This is a genomic window from Salinispora sp. H7-4, from assembly GCF_013416675.1.
Taxonomy (GTDB): domain Bacteria; phylum Actinomycetota; class Actinomycetes; order Mycobacteriales; family Micromonosporaceae; genus Micromonospora; species Micromonospora vitiensis.
Genome location: NZ_JABZED010000056.1, coordinates 1 through 26,463 on the forward strand (window position 1 = coordinate 1; position 26,463 = coordinate 26,463).

Here is a 26,463-nt window from a genome sequence, read left to right on the forward strand (position 1 = left end):
GCCGTCCTCGTTCCCGCGGGACCCGAGGTCACCTCACGAACGGCGACTGCCGTACTAGGAGCTATCCACCGCGAGCGAGACACCCGACTCACCTCCGAGAGCCACCGCGGACCAGCACCCGGCCAGCAAGACGCGTTGACACAAACCCCTCCCGACGCCACAGTGGTCATCAGACATTCGCCAGGGGCGGAGTGTGCCCGAGCCCGGCTCGCCGGGCTTTCGCGTACCCCAGAAACGGACGCAGGAAGGGGGTGTGGGCAGGTCGCAGGCTGGAACTGCCTGCCCACACCGCCGCCCCCCGCTTACCCCTCCTTCGTGCAGGTCAAGACGATGGTTCGATCCGTGCGGAGCTTCGCGCCCGCCTCTGTGCTCTGCTTTGTCACCGTCCAGTTAGGTGGGTATAGCACTATTTGATCATCGGCATCCTGGGACCCGAACTTCACTTTCGTGAAACCCAGCTCGGTAAGCTTCTCGTAGGCGATCTGCGCGTTCTCACCAACGAGGTCCGGTACCGCCACCTCGATGGCCGTTGGCGACGGCTGCGACTCGGCCGCAGTGGTTGCCGGCGCAGCCGGGGTGGTTGGTGCGTCCGTGGCGGACGCAGCCGCAGTGGGATCCGCCTGCGCGCCTGGCTCGCCCTCGTCACCAGCGATGGCCCCGATGACGCCACTAACGCAGCAGAGCACGATCAGGCCACCGGCGACGATGCCGACGATCGCAGCCCGCGAAAATCGTGGCTTCGACGGTGGCGGCGTCAGTGGTTGGGTGGCATCAGGTTGTGATGGAGGAGGTGCATTAGTCATTCGGCTAGCCTTGGCATTCGATCACCAGCGGTGAATCCACCAATCGGTCAAGATCAGTGTCAAGCGCGCGACTCTTGGTCCTGCGAGGTGAACCTGACCAACGAGTCCCGCCGACCAGTCACACAGGCCGGCTACGACCGCGTCCGCGAACCGCACACCCAGGGCCTGTCTCGCAACGAGACCGGCCGCCGCCTCGGCCGCTCCGGCAGGACCATCTCCCCGCATGACCGAGGAGCTACACCCTACCCAGATGCCCACGTCCGGCCGCAGCCAAGTGGGGCCCGGGTCTGCGCGTCCTCCCGGGACAACTCCACCGCATCATCCGGGGCCAGGTCTAGACACCTCGTACGGATCGACCGTGTCCGCCGACAATCACAGCTCCCCGCGGGCCTTACGCGCGATCAACTCCAGTACCGCGATCACCGTGCCGGCACCGACGATCTCACCCCGGAACACCAGCTCGCACGCCTCGTCGAGCGGAATCCACGCGACCTGCTCCGCCTCGTTCACGTCCACGGGCGCACCGATGCACTCGGCCCGCCGGGCCAGGAACAGCAGGTTCTCGGCGTCCGCAGTACCGACCCACGGTTGAAAGGACAACAACGGCTCCACCGCCTGGGGCCGCCAGCCGGTCTCCTCCTCAACCTCCCGCACCGCACACCGCGCCGGGTGCTCGTCGTCGTCAACATAGCCGCCGGGCAGCTCCCACACCCACCGGTCGAACACGAACCGATGCCGCCGTATCAACAACAGGCGCTCCCGATCATCGAGCACGGCGACCATCGCCGACCGGGGAGCCCGAATCACGTACTGCTCGAAGCGAGCTCCATCCGGCAACTCCACCTCGGCGACACTCAACCGCGCCCGCCGGGTGTCATCCACCACCCGCTCGCCGTGGATCGTCCACCGGGTCAACTCCGTCGCCTGCTTCTCCACCACCCCGCCAGTATCCGCGCCGAACCCCACACCCTGCGCGGCAGGCGGCACCTACTGGCCGCACCATCCCGCTGCTGCCAAGCCGCCCGACCCTCGCTGGTAAGTCCTGGGCGCTCCGTCCATGCGCGTCCGCGCACGTCTCTGCCGCCGGATACTGATCCACCACTTTCTATCTTTGGCACTCCCCGGCTGGCCGTGTTGCTGTCATCGTTGCTGTCTACAGCTGCAGGGCTACCGGCGCTCCTGGAACTGACGCCAACCGACTACCGTCTACCTGTGCTCGATCCCGCAACTGTCTTTGACGGATCCGGCCCGCTGGAGAACCAGCTCACCGACGAGATTCTGCGGGCGGTCGAAGCCCAGCTGGGGTACGAGTTGCCCACCGCGTACGTCGACCTAGCCCGTCGGCACAATGGCGGCTCGTTCGCCCGGGACGCCCACCCTGCACCGAGCCGAACCTCCTGGGCTGAGGACCACGTCGGCGTGTACATGCTGGCGGCGATCGGCCGAACTGCTCGGTTCAGCCTTTGCGGCGATTTCGGCAGCACGTTCTGGGTAGCGGAATGGGGCTACCCCGACATCGGCATCTACATCGCCGACTGCCCGTCGGCGGGTCACGACATGGTCGCCCTTGACTACCGCTCGCCTGATGAGCCCGCCGTCGTACACGTCGACCAAGAGTGGAACTACCAGATCACGGTCCTCGCCCCCGACTTCGAGACCTTCGTGACGGGCCTGGTCGACGAATCCGAGTACGACGTCAACGACTGATCGCCAGTCCGCGACGGAACAGCGAGTCGGTCAGGCGTTGAAGCGAAACTAAGAGGGGCCTTCCCATAACCGCAAGGACGTGCCCGCCCTGCCGGGCCACCACCCACCCCGAGTTCAGAACCCGTGCGGGTCGAACGCCGCGTCAGCTGCCGAGGCACCCTCGTCATCGCCGGGCAACGCATCCAGGTCGGCATCGCCCACGCCGGAGCAGCCCTCACCGTCGAGGAATGCGACACCACCTTCCGCGTCCATGACGGCGACCAGTTCCTCACCGAGGTCCCCCGCACCACCACCAAGGCGATCGCCCGGTTCAAACCCGCAAACCCGAACCTCCACGGCCGACTCGCCGCAACATCACCCCTGAGACGTCCATGAAGTGAACCACCACGGCTCGCCAACCGTGTCGGCCGTTGCCACACCGGACACGGTCACACTGGAACCATCCGCGAAGCACACCTCCAGCTCACCTGCCTCGCTGACCTGAGCCCGCTCCACCGTCAAGTTGCTCAGGTCGAGTAGCCGGCACACCTCTGCCGAAGCCAGCAATGCCCCGCTCGATTCGGAAGGCGGCCGAACCTGCCACAAGCTGTCGAGATAAAGCCGAGCTTCACGCGGTCGCGCGCTTCCACCGTCGGCGAAGGTGATAAACGGCCACGCCTGCCGCTCCCCGACCTCCACAACAAAGCAACCTGCAAGCTCATCCGGATCCACGTCCCTGCCCACCCCAGAAGCATCCCAGAGCAGGCACCCGACGAAGCCGAAGCGTAGGGTCAACATCCACAGCCCCAGAGGAATCACAAAATCGTCTAGTCGGACGTGTCACCCACGTCCCGAGACTGACCTGTCACGTAGGTCCTGAGACCCGACATCGCCGGCAGCCGGCTGTCCGACTCCGGTTGATGCGTTACAGGCTGGCTTCACTTGATGGGGAGGCGGTAGTAGCCGAGCGGCGAGCAATGGCACCCCGGTCCCCCGTAGCTGTTCTGGACCGGCTCTTGACCGGGGGAGACTGCGCCGGCCGTGAAGATCGTCTCCCAGATTTCTCCCAAGCTCGGGTGGAAGAAGTGAAAGAGGCCAGTCCCTTGATTCGGGAACTGGCCTCTTACCTGCCTATATTCAACGTGGGCGATACTGGGATCGAACCAGTGACCTCTTCGGTGTGAACGAATTCCAGCCAGTTCCCTGACCTGGCACGGAGGGGCGATCATGCGTCTGACCTGCACCTAGAGTTAAGCCAAGTTAGGCGGTTTCAACATGACATATCAAGATCATGACTCATGGGCGACTCATCAAGATCCACCACGCGCCCGGCGCAAGGCCTGACGAGCCCGGTCGAACCTTTCCTCCCGCGAATGCAAATACCGCTGCGCTGACCGCACATCCTCATGCCCCATCAGCGCCATGATGTCGTGCAACGGCACCCCCTCGTCCGCGAGCCGGGTGCCGAACGTGTGCCGCAGGTCGTGCGGAGTCGGCTGCGGGTCGTCCAAGTCTGCGCCCGTGACCGCTGGCCGGAACTTATGCCCTTTTACCATCTGCCGCTCTGGCATGCCTTGCAGCGCCGGTTTCCACACCCGACGATGCCAGTTTGAATAACGCAGTTCCTTACCATTCTCTGAGGTAAAAATCAGTCTGCCCGGGTCGTCACCAGGAAACACGCCCTTCACTTCCCGAGCTGCAACCTTCACCTCCTTCATCCGCACGGAAAGGTGGTCCCCGTAGGTCACCGAGCGATTACCAGCAGCAGATTTTGCATACGGCCGCGCCGTACCGTCCCTCTCCATCACCCATGCGATGTGAATACGCTGCCGCCGCGTATCGACAAGCGATGGCGGAATTGCCGATGCCTCTTCCCACCGCATTCCCGTGTCGGCTGCCAACTCGACAAACAGGCGCGCGTCGACACGATCGGGGAACATGCGATCGAGCGCGTCCAGCAGTGTCGTTTCCTCATCGGGGTCCAGGACCCGGTCAACGTGAGCGTCGCGTTTCGGCTTTCGGACACCTCGAGCTGGATTGTCCCGGATAAGTTTGGCCTCGACGGCTAGGTCGAGAACCGCACGGAGCACACCGACCGCACCCTCGATTGTGGCCGCGCCGACTGGGGCCTTACACCCGGGACAGGTTCTTGAGCTGCGGCAGCTCGCTGTGTGTACGCCCTCCATCTCGACCACCCATGCCGTCACATCCGGCTTGAGGATCGATCCGACGCGCACGTCCGCCCACCGTGGTGCTACATGGCACCGGTAGTGGGATTCGTCCCGCCGTCGGCTGGCCTGTTCAAGCCGGCGGGACGTGGTGCCCCACTGCTCCCAGCACTCCCCCACGGTCTTCTTGCCGGCGCGCGGGTCAATCCAGTCGCCCCGCCGCAGGCTGGCCTCCTGGTCAGCGGCCCACCTGGTGATGACCACCTTGGACCTGTCGGTTTCCGTGAGTCGATCGTTTGGTCCGGATCCGTATCGGATCGTCGCCGCCCACTTACCCGAGTCGAGTTGGCGGATCCACGCCATTACCCCTCCTTGGCGTGATCAATCCACCACTGAACCTCTTCAACCTCCGCAGCCTGACGCTGGCGGCGCAACTCGTATAGACGCTCCCGCATCCGGGCCTTGACCCGAGGCGGATGACCGCTCTCCTCGATCACCTTCAGTGCGGCGTCCTCCGCGATCTCAAGCGGGTTCGGCGGAGGCTTGACGGTGAGATCGGCTTCACGGTAGTACCCGACCCTCGTGAGCAGGCCCATCGGATCACGTCCGGTGGTCCGTGCGACGAGGCGCACGTACTCCTCAGAGACGGCCACCTCCTCACTCAGCCAACGCTGGAGCGTCTTCGAGTTGATACCGAGCAGCCGGGCCAGCGGCTCTTTTTTGCCACCGGTCTCCGTCTCCAGCACCTCTCGGACCACCGCAGCCCACTCGGCCCGATCGATCCGGTGCTCACTGTCCATCGGGACATGGTAGGCGACATGCGTGTCTGAGGACGCGGGCAGGCGCGGCAATGGTGGCAGTAGTGGCGGCGGGCGCATGGGCCGGTTGGTCATCGCCGACCTCCGCGCCCTGCGTAGCACTCGCTGAGACATGCAAGTAACGGTACCCAGACACGCATGTCCGGGTCTAGTCATACGTCCGGGTGAACTTAGACATGCGTGACCTACAGCGCTTGCTAGCCCATGCATGTCCGAGTAATCTCCGACACGTGAACACGGACACGCAAGTCAGGACACGGCCAGACGTTGACGGGGTGAAGCGCCCCCACGTCCGGCTACGTCTCGACCGATTCGACCTCTACACGCGCATTGTCGGAGCCACATCCGACCAAGCGCGCGCACGACTACTCGGCATCGCATCACGCACCATCACCCGACTCCGTCGCGACCAGCACGCCGGAGAGGCCGTAATCGCGGCGACCCTCGCGGCACTCCAGCACCACAGCGAGGCGCTTGGCCAACTCGGGCTATCAGTCAGCTTCGAAGACCTCTTCGAGGTAGCCGAGTGATGGACACCTACCTGACCGTCAAGGAAGCCGCCGCAGTCATGCGAACCCACAAGCAGACGGTCTACCGGCTCGTGTGGGCCGGCCTACTCCCCCGCATCGACATCGGTCAGGGCAAGTCCCGACCCCGGTTTCGCGTCCGCCGGTCTGCGGTTGACGCACTGATGCAGCAGCGGGAGAAGGGCAGGATCGCATGACACACCCTCCCGCCGGGCCGAGCAATCCGACTCCGCCTGCCGGCCCCGGCCGCATTTACGCGATTAGCCCACTTCGGATCCGCGCCTTCATCGCTCAGGTAGACACCTCCAACGGCCCCGACGCCTGCTGGATGTGGCGTGGCCACGCCAACTCCGACGGCTACGGGATCTTCGGCAAGGGCAGCGAGGGTGCCCACAGGGTCGCCTACGAACTGATGGTCCGCCCCGTCCCAGACGGCCTGAACGTCGACCACCAGTGCCACAACACAGACATCACCTGTCCAGGCGGGACCGGATGCTGGCACCGACGGTGCGTGAATCCGACCCATTTGGAGGCGGTAACGCAGCGGCAGAACCTGCTCCGCTCCCGCCACACCATGCCCCATTACAACGCGGCGAAGACCCACTGCCGGCAGGGCCACGAGTACACGCCACAGAACACCTACTCGCGGCGCACTCCGAAGGGCTACGCCCGGCGCGAGTGCAAGACGTGCCGCCGTGAGCGGCTGAGCAGCAAGGCCGCCGAATGACCCTCATCGACGCGAAGCGGTCGATGAAGTGAGCCCCCCGCCGATGACGCGGCGAAGGGCTCGACACCCGGACAACCCGATTCACGAAGGAGTCCAGATGCACACCGATCGTACCGACACCACCGAGCGGCAGATGTGCGCCGCTGCCGCGGCTGGCGTCTACTGCTCGCCGCGCTGCTACAGCAGCCGCGGCTGGGACTGTGAGCACCCGCTGCCCACGCCGGCAGCAGAGCCGCAGACCACCCCGAGGTCGGACTACTGGCTGTCCCTCGCCGCTGACCTACGTGCGGTGGCTGACCGGATCGGCTCTCTCGCCGGCACGCCGGCCCCCGACGTGAGCGCGAGCCTTGCACTGTTTGTCGGGCCCTTCCTGGAAGGGGATCACGACCGGCGGCTACCGGTGGTGGAGGCGATCGCTGCCGCACTCGGTGCGCCGGCCGCTGATGTGAAGTTGGGGTCTTTCTGGGAGCGCCAGGCGGAGGCCAAGGTCGGCGGCCTGCGCGTCACCGCCTCGACCCGGATTCCGGCACCGGAGGACGCGGAGACGGCGGCACTGCGCGCCGAGGTGAAAGCGCTGCGCGCCCAGCTCACCGAGGGCCCCCGATGAGCGCCCTCGACCCGACCGACCCGGTCGACGCGGTGGTGCTGCGGCACGCCGAGTGGGATGCCGGCCAGTCGGCCAAGACCGCGTGGCCACTCATGGCCGCCGCCGCCCCGATCACCGTCCCGGACCTTGGTTGCGGGCACCTGCCCGGGGAGGTCTGCGACCAGGCGTGCACCTACTGGCGCGGGGTCGCGGCCGGCGAGTACCCGCCGCCGCGGGAGTTCGAGCCGGTGATGCTGCCGCCGCACTGCCCCGGCCTGACACCGCTGCCGGACCCGGCGCTGCGGGAGGTGGCCTGATGGCCTTGCTGCCCGTAGCTCTCACGGCCGCCCTGCTCGCCGTGACTCTCACCGCCGTGATCCTCGCCCTGGTCTGCCGCACCATGGACCGGGAGTTGATGGCGCGGCAACGCCGTATCCGACACCAGGCGGAGCGGATTCGCGACTACCGCGCCGAGCTAGCCGACCAGGAGGCCGAGCTACTCCTGCTGCGCGAGACGTCCGCACGGTTTCGCGCCGCCGCCGCACTGACCCCGGATAGCCTGCCGGACCCGATGCTGCCCGGGTGGGCGCGGCGGACCGCGCTCGAGATCGCCCGCTCCGAGGCGACGGACTTTGAGGAGCCCCGGTGAGCGCCCACTCGGGTCCCGGGGTGTGCCCCGGCTGCCTAACCGTCCCCGGCCGTGACCACGGCGTGGCCTGCCCGGCGGTGGAGGGCCCCCGCCACGCTGCCGCGCCGCACGCGGACACCGTCCGCATCGTGACTGCCCTACTGGTCGGCGTGCCGATCGGTGCCGCTATCTATCTCCTGGCCGCCCTGCTGATCTGGAGTCTCACATGACTGACGACATGGTGCGGGAGTTGGCCCGCCTGCAGGACGCGCTGGACACCACTACGGCCGCCTACCAGCGGCGTACCCGGCAGCTCGGCCAGTGGCGGGACCTGGCCCGCGGGCTGTCCGACGACCTGCGGCAGGCCCACACCGACCGGGACCAGGCGATCAGCACCTCCCAGCAGCTACGGGTGGGCCTGGTGGCCGCGCGGGAACGGCTCGGCGTCGGCCGTGAGGAGGCGGGCCGGTGAACGACCTGCGCCACGAAATCGTGGACATCCTCGGCCAGCCCGAAATTGATACGGCGGCTCGCGCCGACCTCATCCTGTCCGCGATGGCGGACTGGCTGGGCAGCCCTGTCGGGTACGGGCTGCGACTCAGCCTCGCCCTGGACGCCGCCGCCCCCGGGGTGTTTGGCCACGGCGTCTGGGCGGACGCCGGACTCACGGACGCCGCGCTCGCGGTCGCCCGTGAGCTGGCCGCAGCGATCCGGCCGCCGGCCCCTCGGGGCCAGCGGCCGTTGGCCGACCGGTACGCCGAGCTCCCGTCCGAGGGCCCGTCGTGACCCGCAGATGGGCGGACATCGCCGCCGCCACCCAGGCCGCGATTACTGGCGGTGCGCCGTGTGCTGGCGGGTGCCGGTGGCCGGTGCATCCCGCCGCCACCGTCGGCGCCGGCGGCCAGCCCGGCGTCTACGACCGGCATCCCGGGTGTGAGCCCGGCGATCGCCGACTGCGACTGATCAAGGGAGCGAGTAAGTGAAGATTCAGCGGGTCAACCGCGGACGGCACCACTGGTATGTGGACACCGACACCGACACCAAGGTCCCCGGCGTCACCACCATCAACGGAAACGGGCTACCCAAGCCCGCGCTGCTCAACTGGGCCGGCGACGCCACCGCCGAGTACGCCGTCGACCACTGGGACGACCTGGCGAAGCTGCCCACGTCCGAGCGCCTAAAGAAGATCAAGGGCGGCCGGTACGAAAAGCGCGACGCCGCCGCCAACAAGGGGTCCGAGATCCACCAGTTGGCCGAACGGCTCTCCACCGGCGAGCGGGTCACCGTCCCCGACGCGCTTACCGGGTACGTCCAGTCTTGTGTGCAGTTCCTCGATGACTTCGACCTACGTCCCCTGCACATCGAGGCGGTCGTCTACTCCGAGAGCCGCCGCCACGTCGGCACCCTTGACCTGATCGGAGACGTGCTGCTGCCCGAGGGGCCGCAGTACGACCACATTCCGCGGCGCGACGACGGCTACTCCCGGGGCCTGTTCGATTGGAAGACGGGCCGATCCGGAATCTTCGGCGACGTAGCCCTCCAGTTGTCGCCGTATCGGTTCTCCGAGTTGCTGATCCTGCCCGACGGTGAGGTCATCGACATGCCGGAGGTCGATTTCTGTGCCGGTATTCATCTGCGTGCCGACGGCTACAGCTTCGTGCCGCTGGAGTGCGGCTCGGAGCAGTACCGGGACTTCCTCTATGTCAAGGAGGTAGCTCGGATCGTCGGCGGGCTGCGGGACCTGGTGGGGGAGCCGATCGTCGCGCCGACCGCTTCGGCGTACGTGCTCGCCAAAACCAGCGAGGACGACTCCGAGGAGGTGCCGTTCTGATGACCGGCATCATCTCGGCGCTGGCCGAGTTCCAGGCCAAGCCGCCGACACTGACCAAGAACAAGGCTGGCCACCAGTCCAAGTACGCCGACCTCGCACAGGTCAACGAGCAGGTGCTAGCCCGCCTCAACGAGTTGGGGATCGTCTACACCTGCGCGCCGACTCTGGCCGACGAGAACAAGTTCGTCCTCGCCTACGAGCTGGTGCACGTCACGTCCGGCGAGAAGCTGGCCGGCAGGTACCCGCTGAAACTGTCGGAGAACCCGCAGCAGATGGGTTCGGCGATCACCTACGCCCGCCGGTACGTGCTGCTGTCACTGACCGGCGTTGCCGCCGAGGATGAGGACGACGACGGGCAGGCCGCGAGCGGTCGCCGTACCGCGCAGCGTGCCATGCCATCGCGTCAGTCCGCCGCCCCGGCGCGAGAGCGACCCACCGCACAGCGGGCCCAGCGGCCCGCGCCGCCGCCGTTGCCTGACGGCGATGCCGGCGGCATCACGCCGAAGCAGCAGAACCTGCTGCATCTGCTGCTGGGCAAGGTCGGCAAGGCCAACCGCGAAGCCGGGCTCGGCCACATCAGCGACGTCTTGGAACGCGAAATCACCAGCACCAAGGAACTCAGCAGGGACGACGCCCGCCGGGTAATCGATCACCTCCAAGCCGTCGCCGACCAGCAGGGGCGGCAGTGAACGACCGCGACGCCGCCTGCGGCGGACTGGTGCGGGAGCCGGGCTGGTGCGTGTGCGGGCACCTGGAGCCGCTGCACACACTGCGGGCGGACCGCCGCCGGGGTGGCTGTTCCACCTCGACGTGCGGATGCGGCGGCTACGAGCCCGGGGCCGGTGTCACGCCGGCCCCGGGCCCCCGGCCGACACCCGCCGACCTGTACGCCATGACCAGCCGGTACATCGCGTACGCCGACGCCCGCGACAGCGGCCGGCAGCCAGACGTCGCACTGCTCGCTGCCGCCGTTGCCGACGACGTACCTGGGTGGGTCGCCGAGGTGCACCGCCTGGAGGCACTACGGCGGGAGCTGGCTGCCGAGCTGGACCGGCTCCAGTGCGGCGCGTGATGGACAGCAGCACCTACGTAGACCAGCTCGCCGCCGTCGCCGCCGAACTGGTCGTGCGGGTCCGCGACGACGACCCGCAGGCCAACGCGCGGTGGCTCGCCGCGACGCTGCCCAACCCGGGCGACCGGGAACGGCTGCTGTACGTCCTCGCCGCTGCCGTCCCGGACGACCGGCCGTGGCTGCACCTGACCGCTTGGACAGTCACACCACGGCCGGCCCGCGGTCCACAGCCGTGTGGGACGCCGGCCGCCGCGAAGCGGCACCGAGAACGCGACGAAAAGCCGTGCGAACCGTGCGAGACCGCCGAGCGGGAGGACTGGAGGCTCCGCAAACGCGACCAGCGCGCCCGCCACAAGACCACCCCCTGACCGGTTGGGCCGGCCCCGGAAGGGGCGGGGCCGGCCCAACTACCCCCGCACAGACCAGCACCACCCGTAAAGGAAGGCACGACGTGGCCCGGATCCGCTCCATCAAGCCCGAGTTCTTTACGTCGCTGACCGTGGCGAGCCTGCTCGTCGAGACACGGCTGACGTTCATTGGCTTGTGGACCCACGTGGACGACGAGGGCCGCTGTGTCGACGACGCCCGGCTCATCAAAGCCGCCGTCTGGCCACTGGACGACCGGCTCTCCACCGACGTCGAACTCGACCTAAAACGACTCAGTGAGTCCTCACTGATCCTTCGTTACAAGGTGGGCGAGCGCTCATACCTTGCCGTCCGAGGATGGGGTGAGCACCAACGGATCAACCGTCCGACAAAGAGCAAGATCCCCCCACCACCGGAAGCCCCCGAACCCCCACCGACCAGTGAAACGACACCCCTTCCACCTGTGGAAATCCCTGGTCGGAGCACTCCCGAACCGTCACACAGTGAGCCCTCACCGCAACCTCACACACAACTCACTGAGGACTCACTGGCGGAAAGGAACAGGGAACAGGGAACAGGGAACAGGGAAGTTCCGCCTTCGGCGGAGCGCTCAACCGCGCTCGCGATCGTCCCAGCCGAACCCGACACCGCACAGGCCCTCATCGGCGAATGGATCGACCACTGCCGTCGACGCCCACCCGGACAGGTCATCGGCCAAATCGGCAAACAGCTCAAGCAAATGCTCGCCGAAAACATCGCCCCCGCCGACATCCGCCGCGGCCTCGCCGCCTGGCACTCCAAGGGACTGCATCCCTCGGCGCTACCCAGCGTCGTCAACGAACTGATGAACGCCGCCCCGGCACAGGCCCGACCATCCACTACCGACCAGCGGGTCAACGCCGCCCTCGAACTCGCCGCCCGCTACGCCGCCGAGGAGGCGTCATGACCAAAACCGAAACGGCGCTCATCCTCGCCGCCGCCGCAGCCCGCGACCTACGCACCGTCGGAGACGCCGACGTCCTCGCCTGGCACGAAGACCTTCACGACATCACCTACCCGGAAGCCTGCGAAGCACTCCGACGCCACTACCGCGACAGCACCGACCGGATCATGCCGGCGCACATCCGCCACCACACCCGCACCATCCGCGACGAATGGCGCCGCCAGGTCACCCACCAGGTCCGCGCCCTGCCATCGCGATACGAAGACGACGCCACCCGCGACGCACGCACCGCCCGCGGCGCCGAACTGTGCCGACAAGCCATCGCCGCCGCCCTCGGTGAGACGGCCGACGAAGAGCGGCCCCCACCGCTGACGCCATCCGACGAAATCCGCCAACGGGCACTCGACCGGGCACGCGCCGAACGGAAAACCGCCCGGGTGCCGGGGATGTCGTCCGTCGGCGACGTCCTGAACCAAATCGTCCGTCGCAAGTCCGCCTGAGGAAGCCCGCCGCCATGCCTGAGATCCGCACCATCCGCACCGCCCGCACCGCCCACGACTGCCAGGCAGAGCCCTGCGCGAACACCATCCGCCCCGGCGAGCAATACCTCGCCGCCGCACTGCCCCCCGGTGACGAGCATGTCGGCAACGAGCACTGGGGACGGCTGCGCATCTGCGAGCCCTGCGCCACCCGCTGGGGTCAAACCCTCGACGAGCAGGTCACCCCACGCCGACCGCGCCGCCCCACGCCCAGCACACCTGAGGAGACGCCATGACCCAGCACGCCCGCCGCCTGCCAGTCCACGGCGACCACAACGTCGCCACCATCACCGCCGAGCGCGACGACGCCCTCACGCAGCTCACCGACGTATGGGCCGCACTCAACCGCGCCCGCATCACCGGCCCCACCGGAGCCGCCGAACTGATCAACCAACTCGCCGCGCAGCGCGACCATGCCCGCTCCGTCCTCGGCGAAGCCCAAGAGCTGATCGACCAGCTCGCCGCGCAGCGGCACCGCGCACGCGCCACCCTCGACGACGTGGTCGAACAGCTCGACGAGGTACAGGCGCGATACGCCACCCGCCCCGGTTCCCCGGCCCGCGGCACGCAGGACGCCGCCAAGCCCGCTGAGAGCCACGCACAGGCCCGTATAGGCCCCGAGCGGGACCGCGGCACCACATACCCCCCAGCCGAGATGCAGGCGTTCCTCGACTACTCCACAGCGGAGTGGCGGGCCGCGCGCACCGCCGACGAACGCTGGGCAGCCATCCGTGACCTCCTGGAGGGCTGGTACGACCGCTGGGACGCCCACTACCCCGGGGCTGTCGTTGACGAGCACGACGGCCTCGCCCGCCACCTCGTCGCCCTCATCGCCGCCGCTGAATCCCGCGCGGCCGACAGGGAGGGCTGACCCGTGTCCTGCGACGACTGCCGCCTACACGACCTCAACCAGGGCCGAGATGACCCGATTTGGTCCGTGTGCGACTGCGAGCTAAACGAGGACCGCGGCTGGGGTGACCTCGACTGGGTCACCGACCCGGCCGAGCGCGAACCAGACGACGACTGGACCAGCCGATGACTGCCCACGCCTCGGAGGGCCACCCGTGACACCGCACCACCTGCACGCCACCGCCGCCGCATGGTCCCTGAAGACAGCGCTCGAGCACCTCGCCCAACTCGCCGACGACGAGGCCGCTCACATCGCCGCCGAAGCACTGGAGGCCCCCGCCCTGCTGCACTCCCCGGCCTGGGGCCGCCGCCACACCCTCGGCGGTCACGGCGATCCCACTCCCGGCCTGGCCGCCGTCACCACCGCACCTCGGGCACCCCGCCGGAACCGGTGGGCGGACATGCACACCCGCAGCCTGCGCAAACTCGACTGGCTCGCCTTGCAACTCCCCACCGCACCCGCCGGCCCGAACCCGTGGTGGCGGATCTACGACACGATCCCCCGCGTGACCAACGCCGCCACCGCCGCCGCCATCACCCGGCACCTGGCCGACGAAGACACGTGTGTCCGCGCTGCCGTTGGCTGCGGACCGCAGCGGGAACTGCTCGACGACATCGCCTGCCCCAACCCCCGGTGCGCCCAACGGCGCATCCACATCCAAACCGCAGGACCACCCGAGGTCTGGACCGTCATATGCGCCGCCGGCTGCCGCTGCGTCGGGCAGGGCTGCGGCTGCGGCATGCCTGGCGCAGTGAAAGGCGTCGCTCATATCTGGCCGCGCGCTGCCGTGCTGCATGCCGCATGACCCGTTGCCCCCGCTGCGCACTGACCTGCACCGCCGCCGGCTGCCCTGCCACCGCTCCGCTGTCCTGGTACGCCGGCCGGGAGTGGGGCACCGCCCAGCAGCTTGTGCACCGTCTCGGCGACGACGTCACCGTCGCGATGGTCCGCCGCTGGCGTGACCGCGACGGACTCACCACCCACGCCGGCTACAGCCCACTGGACGAGGCCGCGCGCATCGAGGCCGCCAAGCGCCTCTCACCACGCGGACGACCACGCCCGACTTGACCTTGCCGGACGCGCTACGGCATGATTTGTTCACCAACTCCGCTAGGCGGAGTGTGCCCAAAGCCCCGATACCATGCACTTGTGTGGAACTTTCGTCGGCCGCCGACCGGTTTGAGTAGACGTGCTCGCTCGTTCGTCGGCGTTCACGGAGTGTGGCTCGATGCGCCGCCGGTAAGCCAGTTTCGAGGCGCATGGCAGAAGGCGCAGGTTCCTGACGAGGTCATCGACCGCGCCGAGGCGTATCGAGCCCGGTGGGGTGGTCTTGTCCTGCCGTCCGCGCCGGGCATCCCCGAAGATGCGGCGGGCCCACGGATGCTCAGCGTGGACACGCCGGAGTGGGAAGACACCTTTGCTCCCAAGGGGTGGTTTTTCGAGGCCGGTCCACAACGCACCGCTGTGCCGTATTCATTCCTGATCGGACCGGACGGCACGTTCGGAATCGCCGGTGGCGGCGATGGGCAGTGGATCCCGTTGTATTACAGCATCGACGGGTGGGTTGAGGCCCTGGCTCTGGCATGGGCGGCCATGGACATCGCGGACACGGTCACCAGGCTGACCGGTTCGGCCGCCGACCAGCTCGACCTGAACACCATGCAACCGGTCGCAGAGGTTGGTGGCATCACCAACGGCTGGTGGTATCGGCCGGGTCTACTCGCTGCCGTGTACTCGGGCGAGTCAGCGCTGTTCGCGAGGCCGGACTACCGCACCGCCTACCTGTACGCCGGCAACATCGACGAGCAGTGGTTGTAACGCCGCTACGACATCGGCACGTGGGTGCGGGCAGGTCGCAGGCTGGGACGGCCTGCCCGCACACCACACACCAGCACAGGGGGCGGTCGTGACGTATCCGGCTAGTCTCAGCACCCGCACCATCACCGGTGTCATCCTCACCGCCGACGGCAACCCGGCCGCCGGCACCATCCGGCTAACCCGGGCCATCCCCCTACAAGGCCCCGCCGACGACATCACCCTCCAGCCTGGCGCGCACACGGCCACACTCGACAACGCCGGCGCATACAGCCTGACCGTGCCCGTCTCGGACGACGTCGACTGGTCGCCGTCCGGGTGGGCGTACACGCTCGATGTGGACACGACCGCGTGGCGGTATCGGGCGGACATCGCTATCCCCGGCGGGCCGCCCGCGAGCCTTGCCGACCTGGTGCCGGTGACCGCCACGGCGCCGGACCCGGCGAGTACCTACGTCACCAGAGCGTCGGTCGGCACCGCCTCCGGCCCGGCGGGGCCCCTCGACGGCAGTGCGCTGCTGCCCGCCGGGCAGGTGCCTGATCTGTCCGGCACCTACACGCCGCGGTCCTACGTGGGCCCATCCACCGCGCTGACGGCCCCGTTGCTGTCGGTGCGTTTCAGCGACGTTCCGGCCGGCGTCAATCTCGCCGAGGCGCACATCACCATCGGCGGGCAGCTCAGACTTGCCGCGTGGCTCAATGAGGCCCTGCGTTACCGGGCCGAGCAGCAGCCGGGCGGGTTCGGCTACGACCACCTCATCACCCTCATCGCGAGCCACGCGACGGCCACCGGGGTCCTGATTCGGTTCGAGCGCCGCGACGGGACCAACCAGCGTGTCACCACCGGCGGTATCGACCAGGACGGCCGGCTTCAAACCAGCCTGTACGCCTGGCAGGCCATCATCGCCGTCGACCCCGACGCGACCGGCCGGTACAGCGAGGACACCAGCACCGGCGTCGCGCCCCTGGCCGTGCGCCAGGAAAGCGACGACCGGACCTGGCTGCGGGGCAGGATCGCTGTCGCCTCCAGTGGCACCAGCTCGGGGCATGTGGTGGTCACCCTGCCCGCCGGCCACGCACCCACCTACAGCCAGTTGCTGTCGGTGCCCACCACCGGTGGTATCGCCGCCCCCTGCGAGATCATGACTACCGGTGACATCGTGGTACGCCGCACCCAGGCCGGTGCGTACAGCCTCAGCTTTGACGGCCTCAGCTTCCTGCGATGAGCCGGCACAGCGAGGACAGCTACGCCTACCGCAAGGCGAGGCGGGCGTTCCTCGCCGAGCACCCGGTGTGTTGGATCTGCGGGCACGGTGGCGCCAACCAGATCGATCATCGGATTCCCCGATCCCGCAGACCCGTCGGCCGTCTGGAGATGTGGAATTGGGAGCCGTCGCACGGGCCGCGTCCTGATGGATCACCGGGGTGTGCGGTCTGCGCGACGAACTGCAACCAGAAACGCGGCACCGGTGGAGCGCCGGCACCTGCTTTGTGGGTGACGTCGCCGCACTGGTGACCTGTGTTCGCGCAGGTCAGGGCTGTTGTTTTTTAATTTTGGGTGGGTCGACAACCCGCCGCCAAGTTGATTTTTTTCTCTCTCCCGGGACTGGGGGGACATCTGGTGGTTCAGGAAGAGCCCTCGGTGAGTGAGCCGATCAGTGCGGTGGTCACCGCTGAGATCGGTGTGGCGCGGCGGGTTCGAGGCGCTACCCGAGATGAGGTGGCTGTCGCGGCGCGGGCCGCTGGTGCGCCGGCCTCGTTTACCGCGGCGGCGTTGCGGAACCTGGAGACGGGTAAGCGGGCGCCGAGTGTGGATGAGCTGGTGTGGCTGGCTGCGGCGCTTGAGCTGCCCGTGCCGCAGCTACTCGGCGCGCACCGTGTCCTGTTCGGTGCCGATGCGGCGCCGTCGGGGTGCGGGGCGGTTGAGTCGGCGACCCGCGAGTCGATGCGTGAGTTGGGTGACCTGGAGGGGCGGGAGCATCCGTTGGCGCAGGCGGCGTACGCGTTGGCGCGCAAGTTGGACACCGACGCCGGTATGGCCACGGCTGCGGTATCGAAAGAGTTGCGGGCGGCGCTGGCGGACATCTGGGAGGGCCGGGGTGCCGAGGACGAAGACGAAGACGATCTCGGGCCGTCCTGACCGGTACACGCCGTATGAGGTGCGGTTGCGGCCGGGGATGTCGAAGGATGAGATCTGGTCGGCGTATGGGCTGACGTGCCCACCGCGGGTGGGTACCGTCCGTGACCCGTCTCGTCGAACGTACGGCGCGGCGGTGGCGCGGATCTCGGCCCAGCTTGGTATGCCGATGATGCCGTGGCAGCGGTACTGCGTGGATGTCGCGTTGGAGGTCGACCCGGACACGCAGGAGCTTGTGTATCGGGATGTGACCCTGTTGGTGCCGCGGCAGAGCGGTAAAACGTCGATCGTGCTCGGGGTGAAGACGCATCGAGCGCTGGCGTTCCCACGGGCTGCTCGGCGGCACGCGCCGCAGCAGGTTGGCCGGCAGCGCATCCTGTATGCGGCGCAGAAACGGCAGGACGCGCGGGACAAACTGATAGATGATCATCTGCCGGTGTTGTTGGCGTCGCCGCTGGCGAACCGGTTCCGGCCCCGCCTGCGGGGTGGGTCTGAGGCGCTGATCTGGGATACCGGCGCGATCGACGGGATCACCGCGAACACCGAAGACGCGGGGCACGGCAAAACCCTCGATTTGGGGGTGGAGGACGAGTTCTTCCACGCCGAGGATGCCCGCCTGGAGCAGGCGTTCTCACCGGCGATGCTGACGCGGTGGTCACCGCAGCATTGGCGGGTGTCCACCGAGGGCACCGAGCGGTCGGCGTATCTGGCGGCGAAGGTGGAGCTGGGTCGTACGGTCGCCGCCGCCGGTGAGCGGTCCCCGATCTGTTACCTGGAGTGGTCGGAGCTGACCGGCTCGTATGACGACCCGGGTACGTGGCTGCGGTGTATGCCGGCGCTGTGCCCGCGTCAGAGCGGCCCGTGCGTGTGCGGGGTGGATGAGCAGGGCCGCCAGTGGTGGCGGCACACGGTGCGGTTGGACACGATCCGCGCCGAGATGGCCAAGTCCACCACCGTGGCCGACTTCGAGCGGGCGTATCTGAACCGGCGTCGTGGCGCGACGCCGCCTGCGGACCCGAACGTGCCGCCGGTGGCCCGCTGGAACGAACTGATCGACGTGCGGCAGACGCCGGGGGATGTGGTGGCGTTCGGGGTGGCGTGTGACTGGCAGGGCACCCAGGCCGCGATCGTCGCGGCGTGGCCGGGCGTGGGCGGGGTGAAGCATCACCTGCGGGTGATCGAGTACAAGCCGGGAATTGACTGGCTACCAGGCCGGGCGCAGGCCCTCCGCCAGCGGTGGGCGCCGGTCGCGTGGGGTGTGGACCTCGCCGGAGGACCGACCAAGCAGTTGAAGCAGCCGCTGGCCGACGAGGACATTCGGTTGCCGAGCGGTGTGCAGCCGCGGCGGGGGGATGTCGCGTCGCCGTTGGTCAGCGACACCGCCGCGTACACGGGGACGCTGCTGGCTGAGGTCCGTGACGCGACGCTGCGGCATGAGGGTCAGGCGGCGTTGACCGACGCGTACACGGTGGCCCGCACGAAACCCTCCGGTGATGTGTGGCTGCTCGACCGTAAAGCCAGCGGGAACGTGGTGTGCCTACAGGCGGCGATCACCGCCCTGTTCGCGCTGGAGATCCGTAAGCACCTGGCCGACGACGACTACGACGTTTCCGAATCGTTCGGATAGGGAAGGTGTGCCGTGCTGCGTGATGGGGTGACGCTCGGCCTGGACGTGCTCGGCCTGCTGCTGGTCGCCGCTGGTGTCGGTGTCGCCGTCGCGGCGCTGGCCGGCACCGGCGCGGGCATGATTGTTGCTGGTGTGGTGGTGCTGGCCGGACGGTGGTGGGCCGACCGCCGCAACCCGAGGGTTGAGCCGTGAGTTTGTTCGGCCGCCACCAGCGGGCGGCGACCATCACCACCCCCGAAGAGTTGTTGGGTGAGCGCACCAGCCGGCGCAGCAGCGGCCCGCTGGTCACGAACGCGACCGCGTTGCGGCACTCGGCGGTGTGGGCGTGCCTGACGCTACGGGCCGACCTCATCTCCACGATGCCGGTGGACGTGTTCCGCCGCGTCGGCGGGGTGCAGGTGCAGGTGCCGACGCCGCCGGTGCTGATGCTCCCCGGTGGTGATCGGGTCGACATTCAGGAGTGGCTGTGGTCATCCCAGTTCGACCTGGACCGGGCCGGCAACGTGTTCGGCGTCATCACCCGCAGGTCCGCGCTGGGGTTGCCGGCGCGCATTGAGCTGGTGGCCCTGTCGGATGTGTCGGTGCGGGCGTCCGGCGCCCAGATCACCGAGATACGCATCGGCGGTGAGCAGTTTACCGGCGCGCGGTTGGCCGATGTGTGGCATGAGCGGCAGTACGTGGTGGCGGGTTTGCCGCTGGGATTGTCCCCGGTCGCCTACGCCGCCTGGTCGCTGGAGGAGTCGCTGTCGGCGCAGCGGTTCGCCCTGGACTGGTTCGGCGGATCCGCCATCCCGATGGCCGAGCTCACCAACACCGCCAAGAAGATCAACAAGGATGAGGCGCGGGTCGCCAAAGACGCCTACCGGGCCGCGGTGGACAACGGTGACCTGTTCGTGCACGGCAACGACTGGGAGTACAAGCCCATCCAAACCGTCGCGGCATCCTCGGAGTTCCTACGGACCCGCGAGTTCGGGCTGACCGACATCGCCCGGTTCTTCGGTGCCCCGGCCGACCTGATCGACGCCGCGGTGTCCACCGGGTCGATCACCTACGCCAGCATCACGCAACGCAACCTCCAATTTCTGATCATGAAGTTGGGTCCGGCTGTCACCCGGCGGGAAACCGCACTGTCCCGGCTGACCGCGCGTCCCCGGTTCGTCAAACTCAACCGGTCCGCGCTGCTGGCCATGGACCCAGCAGCCCGGGCCGCCACGATCAAGACGAGGCTGGACGCGCGGACGCTGACCCCGAGCGAAGCACGGCAGTTGGATGACCTGCCGCCCCTGACTGACGCCGATCTGGCCGAGTTCGACCGGGTGTACGGCGCCCCCCGCACACAGCCGACGGAGACTAAGACATGACCATCCCCGACACCGCCGCGGCTGCCGCAGCGCGGGCGCAGCACGTGCGGCAACGCGCCGACCGGCCCGCCCAGCGCCGCTGCGCGCCGCAGGCCGGATCCCGGCCAGTCGCACGCGCGCGACTGGCCGACATGCACCTCCGCGACGCCGACGGCGCCGCGCAGGTGGAGTTCGTCGGTCACGCCTCAGTCACCGAGCGGGCCTACGAGATGTGGGACTCCTACGGCCCGTACACCGAGGTCATCGCTGCTACCGCGTTCGATGCCACTCTCACCCGCCCGGACCTGGACGTGCCGCTGGTGCTCGGCCACGACCAGTTGCGCCGTATCGCCCGCACCACCACCGGCACGCTCGACCTGTCGATCGACGACGGTGGGCTGCTGGTGACCGCCCGCCTGGACCCCGCCGACGCCGACGTGGCCTACATCGCCCCGAAGCTACGCGCCCGCCTCGTCGACGAGATGTCGTTCGCGTTCCGCATCGAGTCGGGCACCTGGTCGCCGGACTGGACCCAGTACCGCATCGACCAGGTCGACATCCACCGCGGGGACGTGGCGATCGTCGGCTACGGGGCGAATCCCGCCACCGACGCCGCCCTGCGCCAGCGCGACGGCCGGGCGCGGGCGCTGCTGGAACTGGCCATCGCCGGCGGCTAACCAGCCCTGACCACCCAGACCACCTGTCGCCCGCGCGGGCGTCGGGTTACCTCGCCCTGCTCTGCCTCGCACGAGCCCACCCGGCGCTACCGCCTCGGGTGGCCGTCTGACCTGGACCGGGCGCCACCGATCACTCACCACCACGAGGGAGTCGAGCATGACGCTCACCGAGATGATCGCCCGGGCGCGGGACACGCTGCGCACGGCGATCACCACCCGCCAGGCAGCCCAGGACCAGCTGATGGCGCTGCGGCAGGACCCGAACCTGACCGAAGACGCTGTCACCGCCCGCCGGCAGACCCGAGACGACGCCGACGCCGCAGTCACCCGCGCCGAGGCAGACCTCGCCGAGCTGCTCGCCGAGCAGCGCCGCGAAGACGAAATCGCCGAACTCGCCGCCCGCACCGAGACCACCGGCGCCCGGCCCCCGGCCTACGACCAGGTGGCCCGCGTCGGCGCCGAGGAGCGCACCTACCGGCGAGACCACGACCCGCGCGGCGCCGCGTTCGAGCGTGACGTGTCCGCGATGTTCGTGGGTGACTTCGCCGCCCGGGACCGCCTGTCCCGGCACATGGCCGAAGAGCAGGTCGAGCGCGGCCAGCACATCCGCGCCATCGGCACCGGAGCGTTCGCCGGCCTGACCGTGCCGCAGTACCTGACCGACATGTACGCCCCGGCCGCCGCCGCCGGCCGCCCGTTCGCCGACGCGATCCGCCGCCACGACCTACCGGCGCAGGGCATGACGGTGAACATCTCCCGGATCACCACCTCCACCGACACCGACCCGCAGCCGTCCGAGAACGCCGCGGTGACCGAGCAGGATGCCGACGACACCCTGCTGACGATCACCGTGCAGACCAACGCCGGGCAGCAGACCATGTCGCGCCAGTCGATCGAACGCGGCGCGGGTACCGAACCGGTCATCCTCGACGACCTGTTCCGCCGCTACGCCACCCGGCTGGACTCCGCCCTGCTCAACCAGGCCGCCACCGGCCTGTCAGCCACCGCCACCGCCGTCACCTACACCTCCGGCGCCCCGGCCACCGCCGAGCTCTACCCGCGGGTGATCGAGGCCCTGTCCGGGGTAGAGGCCGCGCTGCTCGACCAGGCATCCGGCGAGAACATCGCGGTGATGCACTCCCGCCGCTGGTACTGGATGCAAAACGCCATGGGCACCTCGTACCCGCTGATCACCCAGCCCGGCGTCGTCGCGCAGACCCTCGGCGCGAACTACGCCACCGCCTACGGGCGCGGCGTCCGCGGCATCCTGCCCAACGGCACCCCGGTGATCGTCGACAACAACATCGCCACGAACCTCGGCACTGGCACCGATGAGGACGAGATCTACCTTCTCGACCGCAACGAGTGCCACCTGTGGGAAGACCCGAACGCGCCGATGTACATCCGCGCCGAGCAGGCCAAAGCCGCATCCCTGGGTGTCCTTCTCGTCGTGTACGGCTACTTCGCCTACACCCACGCCCGCTACACCCACGCCCACAAGGTCGCCGGCACCGGCCTGGTCACCCCAACCTTCACCGGCGCCTAGCCCCGCGCTCGGCTGGGCGCACCAGCGGTATGCCCAGCCGAGCGCCACACACCAACCGACGGGAGCAGCGATGAGCGACAAGACCACGAAGCCGTACGGCAACGACCCGAACCCAACCAGCACCATCGCCGGCCTAGCCGCCGAACGCGCCGCACTGACCCGCGCAGCCGCTGCGGCCGCCGAGCCGAGCAAACGGCGCTACACCGACCGGATCGCCCTGATCGACGAGCAACTGAACCTTCGCGGCCATGGGTCCAAGACCCCGCCGGCTGGCCGGCAGAGCCCACCGCGGCAGAAGACCTGAGGCGACCCATGAACTACGTGGATCTCGCCATGCTGAAGACCTACCTCGGCGTCACCACCACCTCCGCCGACGATCTACTCAACCAGGCAATCCACACCGCGTCCCGATGGATCGACCGGCACTGCGGCCGACGCTTCCACACCGACGCCGGCACCACCGCAACCCGCGTCGTGCCCCTACAACACCGCATCATCGGCGACCCCCACCCCGGGCAGTCACAACTGCTCGTTGACGACATCGCCACCACCACCGGGCTGACCGTCGAACTCGGTAGAGCCCCGTCCACCTGGTCCAGCTACACCAGCTGGTACGCCGACGAACCCAAACCGGGCTGGCCCGTGACCGTCCTGCGGGGCACCTGGTCAGGCACCCACACCCGGATCACCGCCGTGTGGGGATGGCCTGCAGTCCCCGACGAGGTCACCCAAGCCGCGCTCCTGCAGGCGGCGCGGCTGCACCAGCGCAGATCCAGCCCTGAAGGCATCGCCGGATCCGCCGACTGGGGCGCGCTGCGGGTGACCCGCATCGACCCTGATGTTCACGCCCTGCTCTCCCCGTTCGTCCTTCCCGCATTCGCATAGGAGCAGCCGTGAACCTCACGTCCGTGATGCAGGAAATCGCGGCCAGACTCGCCACCATCGACGACTCATGGTCGGTCTACCCGTACCCGCCGGGCACCGTATCGGCGCCGGCCGCGGTGGTCTCCTACCCCGACACCTACACCTACGACGCCACCTACGGCCGCGGCAGCGACGAATTGACCCTCACCGTCGCCCTGGTCGCCGGCCGCGTCCACGACGAATCCACCCGCGACCAGCTATCCACCTGGCTCGCCGGCACCGGCGACACCTCAGTCAAGGCCGGCCTCGAAGCAGACGAGGGCAGCTACACCGCGTTCGACTCCATCCACGTCACAGCCGTGGAGTTCGACACCACCACCATCGGCAGTAACACACACATGGTCGCGCTGGTCGAAGTTCGAATCGCAGGCCAAGGCGGACAGTGAAAGGAACGGGATATGGCCCGCGTACACAGCAAACACACATACGTGTCACTCGGCGGCAGCGACCTGTCGCAGTACCTGAATGATTCGGACTGGACAAGATCCACCGACATTCGGAAGCTCACCACCTACGGCAACGACAACGAGGTGTATGCCGGCGGATTGGGCGACGGGTCAACCGACCTGTCGGGCATCTACGACAACACTGCCGTCACTGGCCCCCGGGCGGTGATCGAGCCACTGATCGGCACTAATGCCGTTTTCGTGTATCGCCCCGAGGGGACTGGCGCCGGCCTACCGGAGCGCAGCGTGGAAGTCGTTGTCGGCGAGTACGCGGAAACGCATCCGGTCGCCGACAACGTGATGTGGACCTGCAAGCTGCAGCATTCCGGCGACGTCACGTATTCGACCCAGGCGTAAGGAGGCATCAATGGGCGCTGAACAGATGGTAGATAAAGAGGTCCTACTGACGCCGCGTTTGAACGAGGTGGCGGACGTGCCGATTCCCGGCGTGGGGACTGTGCGGGTGCGGACGTTGAGCCGCGCGGAGATTTACCTGGTGCGCAAGGCCACCGACACCGAACAGCTGGATGGTCCCCGCGTGCTGACCCTGGAACGAAAGATGCTGGCAGCCGCGATGGTGGACCCGCCGTTGACCGAGGCTGAGGTAGGCCGCTGGCAGAAGGGAGCTCCGGCTGGAGAGATGGACCCGATCGTCCATAAAGTGCAGGAGCTATCCGGGATGCTCGACACATCGCAAAAAGAGGCGATGTCCAACTTTCGAGGCGAGTCCGGAGACTGAGTTTGAGTTCTTTCTCGCGCAGAAGTTGGGCCGCACGGTCGCCGAGCTGCGCGCGGGGATGAGCAACTACGAGTTTATGCAGTGGGGCGTTTACTACGCGCGGAAAGCGCAGCGGGAAGAGCTGGAACGGCTGAAAGCGGAAGGGAGCAGGTAATGATTGACCCGATCAAGATCGACGGCTTGGCCTCGTTTACCCGCAGCCTTCGCCGCCTGGACGCCGACCTGCCGAAGACGCTGCGGGTGGGCCTGAACGACGCCGCCGCCGTGGTCGTGGACTGGGCGCGTCCACGCGTGCCGCGCCGGTCCGGACGGGCAGCTCGGTCGCTGCGGGTTGCCTCAACCGGCCGGGCGGTACGGGTGCGTGCCGGAGGCGCGAGGGTGCCCTACTACCCGTGGCTGGATTTCGGCGGGCGGGTCGGGCGTGGCCGAACTGTGCGCCGCCCATTTCGGCGGGAAGGCCGCTACCTGTGGGCCGGATACGCCGCGAAAAGTGACGAGGTTCGCCGGGTGACCGAACGGGCGCTGCTGGACGCCGCGAAATCGGCTGGAGTGGAGGTCGACTAATGGCCGGCAACACAGTGACCATGACCTTCGCGGGCGACTCGTCGCAGCTCGAATCCGCTTTCGATCGCGTCGGGTCCGCCGCCCGGTCAATGGACCGTGATGTCCGCGCATCGGCTGACGGTTTCGACCGTGTCGGCCAGGCCGCCGATGACGTAGACACCCGTGCAATGGGTTTCCGCGACACTCTGACCGGCGTGCAGGACGGCATGGAGGGCGTGAAAGTCGCCCAGGACGGAATCGGGTTCGAGGCGCTGCTTTTGATGGGTTTCGCCATCGGCGACTTGGCGTCTGGTCTATACAATTTCTTGCTGCCTTCATTAAAGGCGGGCGTGCGCTGGCTACGGGCAACGCGGGTCGGAACCCTCGCCGCAGCAGCAGCACAAAAGGTCGCCGCAGTCGGCTCGAAAATTTGGGCCGGCGCACAGTGGCTACTCAACGCCGCTTTGACCGCTAACCCGATTGGATTAGTGGTTGTCGCTATCGGCGCGCTGGTCGCTGCCGTGGTGTTGATCGCCAGCAAAACGACATGGTTCCAGGATCTTTGGCGGGCGGTGTGGGGCCGGATTGGTGATCCGGTTAAGGCCGGGTGGGCGGCCGTAAAACGGTTCTCCAGCAGCGCAGTCGGCTGGATTACCGGCCTTCCCAGGAAGATCGGCAATGCGTTTTCACGCGTCGGCGGCCTGATTTCTGCCCCGTTCCGTGCCGGGTTCAACGCCGTTTCGCGGGCCTGGAATAACACGGTTGGTCGGCTGTCATGGTCGGTGCCCGGGTGGGTGCCGGGTATCGGCGGCCGGGGTGTTTCGGCGCCGCGGCTGCCGACGTTCCACACCGGCGGCACTGTGCCGGGTAGTCCCGGACAACAGGTGCCGATCATGGCCCTTGCTGGTGAGCGGGTACTGCCGCCGGGCCGGTCCGGCGGGGGCGGGGTCACCCTCACGATCAACTCCGGGGGGTCACGGCTGGATGACCTGCTGGTGGAGGTGCTGCGTGGCGCAATCCGCAAGCGCGGCGGCAACGTCCAAACGGTGCTGGGCCGGGGGTGAGC

Annotated in this window: 42 protein-coding genes; 36 read left to right on the forward strand and 6 right to left on the reverse strand. The window is 68.2% G+C overall.

Annotated elements, in window-relative coordinates; genetic code table 11:
* Positions 1-302 precede the first annotated feature (302 nt).
* Both H0524_RS25670 and H0524_RS21270 read right to left on the reverse strand, forming a co-directional pair.
* Complete coding sequence (locus H0524_RS25670) at positions 303-803, reverse strand: PASTA domain-containing protein (RefSeq protein WP_375372020.1); 501 nt, start codon at positions 801-803, stop codon at positions 303-305.
* Positions 804-1,175: 372 nt separating this feature from the next.
* On the reverse strand, positions 1,176-1,742 hold the full coding sequence (locus tag H0524_RS21270) for an NUDIX hydrolase (protein ID WP_180200325.1): 567 nt from the start codon (positions 1,740-1,742) through the stop codon (positions 1,176-1,178).
* Between the two features lie 240 nt (positions 1,743-1,982).
* Between H0524_RS21270 and H0524_RS21275 the strand changes: the two genes are divergently transcribed.
* Entirely contained in the window at positions 1,983-2,510 is a 528-nt protein-coding gene (locus H0524_RS21275) for an SMI1/KNR4 family protein (protein WP_180200326.1), read from the forward strand.
* A gap of 114 nt (positions 2,511-2,624) precedes the next feature.
* Here H0524_RS21275 and H0524_RS21280 read toward each other — a convergent pair whose 3' ends face one another.
* From H0524_RS21280 to H0524_RS21295, 4 genes are all read right to left on the reverse strand, one after another.
* On the reverse strand, positions 2,625-2,846 hold the full coding sequence (locus H0524_RS21280; RefSeq protein WP_180200236.1) for a hypothetical protein: 222 nt from the start codon (positions 2,844-2,846) through the stop codon (positions 2,625-2,627).
* An 18-nt stretch (positions 2,847-2,864) separates the two neighbouring features.
* Positions 2,865-3,287, reverse strand: a complete 423-nt coding sequence (locus H0524_RS21285; protein WP_218942387.1) for a hypothetical protein — start codon at positions 3,285-3,287, stop codon at positions 2,865-2,867.
* 512 nt (positions 3,288-3,799) lie between these two features.
* A complete protein-coding gene (locus tag H0524_RS25175) occupies positions 3,800-5,020 on the reverse strand; it encodes a tyrosine-type recombinase/integrase (protein ID WP_180200238.1) in 1,221 nt (406 codons plus the stop codon).
* Positions 5,020-5,457: a hypothetical protein gene (locus H0524_RS21295; RefSeq protein WP_018223870.1), complete on the reverse strand. Its 438-nt coding sequence runs from the start codon at positions 5,455-5,457 to the stop codon at positions 5,020-5,022. The genes H0524_RS25175 and H0524_RS21295 overlap by 1 nt, the downstream gene beginning before the upstream one ends.
* A gap of 248 nt (positions 5,458-5,705) precedes the next feature.
* On the opposite strand from H0524_RS21295, the gene H0524_RS21300 reads away from it, so the two are divergent.
* The 35 genes from H0524_RS21300 to H0524_RS21470 all read left to right on the forward strand — a co-directional run bounded on the left by H0524_RS21300 (position 5,706) and on the right by H0524_RS21470 (position 26,461).
* A complete protein-coding gene (locus tag H0524_RS21300; protein WP_255436146.1) occupies positions 5,706-6,005 on the forward strand; it encodes a hypothetical protein in 300 nt (99 codons plus the stop codon).
* Entirely contained in the window at positions 6,005-6,199 is a 195-nt protein-coding gene (locus H0524_RS21305) for a helix-turn-helix domain-containing protein (RefSeq protein ID WP_018223868.1), read from the forward strand. The genes H0524_RS21300 and H0524_RS21305 overlap by 1 nt, the downstream gene beginning before the upstream one ends.
* Before the next feature lie 314 nt (positions 6,200-6,513).
* Positions 6,514-6,729, forward strand: a complete 216-nt coding sequence (locus H0524_RS25180) for a hypothetical protein (protein WP_255436147.1) — start codon at positions 6,514-6,516, stop codon at positions 6,727-6,729.
* A 97-nt stretch (positions 6,730-6,826) separates the two neighbouring features.
* Positions 6,827-7,336 (forward strand): hypothetical protein, encoded by a 510-nt coding sequence (locus H0524_RS21315; RefSeq protein WP_180200239.1) that lies wholly within the window; start codon positions 6,827-6,829, stop codon positions 7,334-7,336.
* Complete coding sequence (locus tag H0524_RS21320; protein ID WP_180200240.1) at positions 7,333-7,632, forward strand: hypothetical protein; 300 nt, start codon at positions 7,333-7,335, stop codon at positions 7,630-7,632. Before H0524_RS21315 ends, H0524_RS21320 begins: the two co-directional genes overlap by 4 nt.
* A complete protein-coding gene (locus H0524_RS21325; RefSeq protein WP_180200241.1) occupies positions 7,632-7,964 on the forward strand; it encodes a hypothetical protein in 333 nt (110 codons plus the stop codon). Before H0524_RS21320 ends, H0524_RS21325 begins: the two co-directional genes overlap by 1 nt.
* Positions 7,961-8,173: a hypothetical protein gene (locus H0524_RS21330; RefSeq protein ID WP_180200242.1), complete on the forward strand. Its 213-nt coding sequence runs from the start codon at positions 7,961-7,963 to the stop codon at positions 8,171-8,173. The genes H0524_RS21325 and H0524_RS21330 overlap by 4 nt, the downstream gene beginning before the upstream one ends.
* Positions 8,170-8,415, forward strand: coding sequence for a hypothetical protein (locus H0524_RS21335; RefSeq protein WP_180200243.1), 246 nt, complete (start codon positions 8,170-8,172; stop codon positions 8,413-8,415). The genes H0524_RS21330 and H0524_RS21335 overlap by 4 nt, the downstream gene beginning before the upstream one ends.
* Positions 8,412-8,729 (forward strand): hypothetical protein, encoded by a 318-nt coding sequence (locus tag H0524_RS21340; protein WP_180200244.1) that lies wholly within the window; start codon positions 8,412-8,414, stop codon positions 8,727-8,729. Before H0524_RS21335 ends, H0524_RS21340 begins: the two co-directional genes overlap by 4 nt.
* Complete coding sequence (locus tag H0524_RS21345; protein ID WP_180200245.1) at positions 8,726-8,926, forward strand: hypothetical protein; 201 nt, start codon at positions 8,726-8,728, stop codon at positions 8,924-8,926. The genes H0524_RS21340 and H0524_RS21345 overlap by 4 nt, the downstream gene beginning before the upstream one ends.
* Positions 8,923-9,774 (forward strand): hypothetical protein, encoded by an 852-nt coding sequence (locus H0524_RS21350; protein ID WP_180200246.1) that lies wholly within the window; start codon positions 8,923-8,925, stop codon positions 9,772-9,774. Before H0524_RS21345 ends, H0524_RS21350 begins: the two co-directional genes overlap by 4 nt.
* Entirely contained in the window at positions 9,774-10,463 is a 690-nt protein-coding gene (locus H0524_RS21355; protein ID WP_180200247.1) for an ERF family protein, read from the forward strand. Before H0524_RS21350 ends, H0524_RS21355 begins: the two co-directional genes overlap by 1 nt.
* Positions 10,460-10,846: a hypothetical protein gene (locus tag H0524_RS25185; RefSeq protein ID WP_180200248.1), complete on the forward strand. Its 387-nt coding sequence runs from the start codon at positions 10,460-10,462 to the stop codon at positions 10,844-10,846. Before H0524_RS21355 ends, H0524_RS25185 begins: the two co-directional genes overlap by 4 nt.
* Positions 10,846-11,214, forward strand: coding sequence for a hypothetical protein (locus H0524_RS21365; RefSeq protein ID WP_180200329.1), 369 nt, complete (start codon positions 10,846-10,848; stop codon positions 11,212-11,214). The genes H0524_RS25185 and H0524_RS21365 overlap by 1 nt, the downstream gene beginning before the upstream one ends.
* 83 nt (positions 11,215-11,297) lie before the next feature.
* Positions 11,298-12,158: a hypothetical protein gene (locus tag H0524_RS21370; protein WP_180200249.1), complete on the forward strand. Its 861-nt coding sequence runs from the start codon at positions 11,298-11,300 to the stop codon at positions 12,156-12,158.
* The gene (locus H0524_RS21375) at positions 12,155-12,655 is read left to right on the forward strand and encodes a hypothetical protein (protein WP_180200250.1); all 501 of its coding nucleotides are present in this window, start codon (positions 12,155-12,157) and stop codon (positions 12,653-12,655) included. The genes H0524_RS21370 and H0524_RS21375 overlap by 4 nt, the downstream gene beginning before the upstream one ends.
* A 14-nt stretch (positions 12,656-12,669) precedes the next feature.
* Complete coding sequence (locus H0524_RS21380) at positions 12,670-12,930, forward strand: hypothetical protein (protein WP_180200251.1); 261 nt, start codon at positions 12,670-12,672, stop codon at positions 12,928-12,930.
* Positions 12,927-13,565, forward strand: coding sequence for a hypothetical protein (locus H0524_RS21385; protein WP_180200252.1), 639 nt, complete (start codon positions 12,927-12,929; stop codon positions 13,563-13,565). The genes H0524_RS21380 and H0524_RS21385 overlap by 4 nt, the downstream gene beginning before the upstream one ends.
* A 193-nt stretch (positions 13,566-13,758) precedes the next feature.
* Entirely contained in the window at positions 13,759-14,409 is a 651-nt protein-coding gene (locus H0524_RS21390) for a hypothetical protein (protein ID WP_180200253.1), read from the forward strand.
* The gene (locus tag H0524_RS21395; protein ID WP_180200254.1) at positions 14,406-14,672 is read left to right on the forward strand and encodes a hypothetical protein; all 267 of its coding nucleotides are present in this window, start codon (positions 14,406-14,408) and stop codon (positions 14,670-14,672) included. The genes H0524_RS21390 and H0524_RS21395 overlap by 4 nt, the downstream gene beginning before the upstream one ends.
* A gap of 150 nt (positions 14,673-14,822) precedes the next feature.
* Complete coding sequence (locus H0524_RS21400; RefSeq protein WP_180200330.1) at positions 14,823-15,422, forward strand: hypothetical protein; 600 nt, start codon at positions 14,823-14,825, stop codon at positions 15,420-15,422.
* Between the two features lie 88 nt (positions 15,423-15,510).
* Positions 15,511-16,644 (forward strand): hypothetical protein, encoded by a 1,134-nt coding sequence (locus H0524_RS21405; RefSeq protein WP_180200255.1) that lies wholly within the window; start codon positions 15,511-15,513, stop codon positions 16,642-16,644.
* A 416-nt stretch (positions 16,645-17,060) separates the two neighbouring features.
* The gene (locus tag H0524_RS21410; protein WP_309225190.1) at positions 17,061-17,558 is read left to right on the forward strand and encodes a helix-turn-helix domain-containing protein; all 498 of its coding nucleotides are present in this window, start codon (positions 17,061-17,063) and stop codon (positions 17,556-17,558) included.
* Between the two features lie 88 nt (positions 17,559-17,646).
* Positions 17,647-19,182: a terminase gene (locus tag H0524_RS21415; protein ID WP_180200257.1), complete on the forward strand. Its 1,536-nt coding sequence runs from the start codon at positions 17,647-17,649 to the stop codon at positions 19,180-19,182.
* A gap of 12 nt (positions 19,183-19,194) precedes the next feature.
* A complete protein-coding gene (locus tag H0524_RS21420) occupies positions 19,195-19,374 on the forward strand; it encodes a hypothetical protein (RefSeq protein ID WP_018805802.1) in 180 nt (59 codons plus the stop codon).
* Positions 19,371-20,543 carry a phage portal protein gene (locus H0524_RS21425; protein WP_180200258.1) on the forward strand — a complete coding sequence of 391 codons (1,173 nt, stop codon included), beginning with the start codon at positions 19,371-19,373 and terminating at the stop codon, positions 20,541-20,543. Before H0524_RS21420 ends, H0524_RS21425 begins: the two co-directional genes overlap by 4 nt.
* Positions 20,540-21,199, forward strand: a complete 660-nt coding sequence (locus H0524_RS21430) for an HK97 family phage prohead protease (RefSeq protein WP_180200259.1) — start codon at positions 20,540-20,542, stop codon at positions 21,197-21,199. The genes H0524_RS21425 and H0524_RS21430 overlap by 4 nt, the downstream gene beginning before the upstream one ends.
* 157 nt (positions 21,200-21,356) lie before the next feature.
* Complete coding sequence (locus H0524_RS21435) at positions 21,357-22,745, forward strand: hypothetical protein (RefSeq protein WP_180200260.1); 1,389 nt, start codon at positions 21,357-21,359, stop codon at positions 22,743-22,745.
* Between the two features lie 70 nt (positions 22,746-22,815).
* On the forward strand, positions 22,816-23,049 hold the full coding sequence (locus H0524_RS21440; RefSeq protein ID WP_180200261.1) for a hypothetical protein: 234 nt from the start codon (positions 22,816-22,818) through the stop codon (positions 23,047-23,049).
* An 8-nt stretch (positions 23,050-23,057) separates the two neighbouring features.
* Positions 23,058-23,630, forward strand: a complete 573-nt coding sequence (locus H0524_RS21445) for a head-tail connector protein (RefSeq protein WP_180200262.1) — start codon at positions 23,058-23,060, stop codon at positions 23,628-23,630.
* An 8-nt stretch (positions 23,631-23,638) separates the two neighbouring features.
* Entirely contained in the window at positions 23,639-24,055 is a 417-nt protein-coding gene (locus H0524_RS21450) for a hypothetical protein (RefSeq protein WP_180200263.1), read from the forward strand.
* Positions 24,056-24,067: 12 nt separating this feature from the next.
* On the forward strand, positions 24,068-24,472 hold the full coding sequence (locus H0524_RS21455) for a hypothetical protein (protein ID WP_180200264.1): 405 nt from the start codon (positions 24,068-24,070) through the stop codon (positions 24,470-24,472).
* A 10-nt stretch (positions 24,473-24,482) separates the two neighbouring features.
* Positions 24,483-24,854 carry a hypothetical protein gene (locus H0524_RS21460; RefSeq protein ID WP_180200265.1) on the forward strand — a complete coding sequence of 124 codons (372 nt, stop codon included), beginning with the start codon at positions 24,483-24,485 and terminating at the stop codon, positions 24,852-24,854.
* A 153-nt stretch (positions 24,855-25,007) separates the two neighbouring features.
* On the forward strand, positions 25,008-25,418 hold the full coding sequence (locus H0524_RS21465; protein WP_180200266.1) for an HK97 gp10 family phage protein: 411 nt from the start codon (positions 25,008-25,010) through the stop codon (positions 25,416-25,418).
* On the forward strand, positions 25,418-26,461 hold the full coding sequence (locus H0524_RS21470; protein WP_180200267.1) for a hypothetical protein: 1,044 nt from the start codon (positions 25,418-25,420) through the stop codon (positions 26,459-26,461). The genes H0524_RS21465 and H0524_RS21470 overlap by 1 nt, the downstream gene beginning before the upstream one ends.
* Positions 26,462-26,463 lie beyond the last annotated feature (2 nt).

Excerpts from the sequence above, each read along its gene's own strand:
- H0524_RS25670 (WP_375372020.1), bottom strand. The coding sequence starts at position 803 with ATGACTAATGCACCTCCTCCATCACAACCTGATGCCACCCAACCACTG.
- H0524_RS21285 (WP_218942387.1), bottom strand. The coding sequence starts at position 3,287 with ATGTTGACCCTACGCTTCGGCTTCGTCGGGTGCCTGCTCTGGGATGCT.
- H0524_RS25175 (WP_180200238.1), bottom strand. The coding sequence starts at position 5,020 with ATGGCGTGGATCCGCCAACTCGACTCGGGTAAGTGGGCGGCGACGATC.
- H0524_RS21295 (WP_018223870.1), bottom strand. The coding sequence starts at position 5,457 with ATGGACAGTGAGCACCGGATCGATCGGGCCGAGTGGGCTGCGGTGGTC.
- H0524_RS21305 (WP_018223868.1), top strand. The coding sequence starts at position 6,005 with ATGGACACCTACCTGACCGTCAAGGAAGCCGCCGCAGTCATGCGAACC.
- H0524_RS21315 (WP_180200239.1), top strand. The coding sequence starts at position 6,827 with ATGCACACCGATCGTACCGACACCACCGAGCGGCAGATGTGCGCCGCT.
- H0524_RS21320 (WP_180200240.1), top strand. The coding sequence starts at position 7,333 with ATGAGCGCCCTCGACCCGACCGACCCGGTCGACGCGGTGGTGCTGCGG.
- H0524_RS21325 (WP_180200241.1), top strand. The coding sequence starts at position 7,632 with ATGGCCTTGCTGCCCGTAGCTCTCACGGCCGCCCTGCTCGCCGTGACT.
- H0524_RS21335 (WP_180200243.1), top strand. The coding sequence starts at position 8,170 with ATGACTGACGACATGGTGCGGGAGTTGGCCCGCCTGCAGGACGCGCTG.
- H0524_RS21355 (WP_180200247.1), top strand. The coding sequence starts at position 9,774 with ATGACCGGCATCATCTCGGCGCTGGCCGAGTTCCAGGCCAAGCCGCCG.
- H0524_RS21365 (WP_180200329.1), top strand. The coding sequence starts at position 10,846 with ATGGACAGCAGCACCTACGTAGACCAGCTCGCCGCCGTCGCCGCCGAA.
- H0524_RS21375 (WP_180200250.1), top strand. The coding sequence starts at position 12,155 with ATGACCAAAACCGAAACGGCGCTCATCCTCGCCGCCGCCGCAGCCCGC.
- H0524_RS21380 (WP_180200251.1), top strand. The coding sequence starts at position 12,670 with ATGCCTGAGATCCGCACCATCCGCACCGCCCGCACCGCCCACGACTGC.
- H0524_RS21385 (WP_180200252.1), top strand. The coding sequence starts at position 12,927 with ATGACCCAGCACGCCCGCCGCCTGCCAGTCCACGGCGACCACAACGTC.
- H0524_RS21395 (WP_180200254.1), top strand. The coding sequence starts at position 14,406 with ATGACCCGTTGCCCCCGCTGCGCACTGACCTGCACCGCCGCCGGCTGC.
- H0524_RS21430 (WP_180200259.1), top strand. The coding sequence starts at position 20,540 with ATGACCATCCCCGACACCGCCGCGGCTGCCGCAGCGCGGGCGCAGCAC.
- H0524_RS21435 (WP_180200260.1), top strand. The coding sequence starts at position 21,357 with ATGACGCTCACCGAGATGATCGCCCGGGCGCGGGACACGCTGCGCACG.
- H0524_RS21440 (WP_180200261.1), top strand. The coding sequence starts at position 22,816 with ATGAGCGACAAGACCACGAAGCCGTACGGCAACGACCCGAACCCAACC.
- H0524_RS21445 (WP_180200262.1), top strand. The coding sequence starts at position 23,058 with ATGAACTACGTGGATCTCGCCATGCTGAAGACCTACCTCGGCGTCACC.
- H0524_RS21455 (WP_180200264.1), top strand. The coding sequence starts at position 24,068 with ATGGCCCGCGTACACAGCAAACACACATACGTGTCACTCGGCGGCAGC.
- H0524_RS21460 (WP_180200265.1), top strand. The coding sequence starts at position 24,483 with ATGGGCGCTGAACAGATGGTAGATAAAGAGGTCCTACTGACGCCGCGT.
- H0524_RS21465 (WP_180200266.1), top strand. The coding sequence starts at position 25,008 with ATGATTGACCCGATCAAGATCGACGGCTTGGCCTCGTTTACCCGCAGC.
- H0524_RS21470 (WP_180200267.1), top strand. The coding sequence starts at position 25,418 with ATGGCCGGCAACACAGTGACCATGACCTTCGCGGGCGACTCGTCGCAG.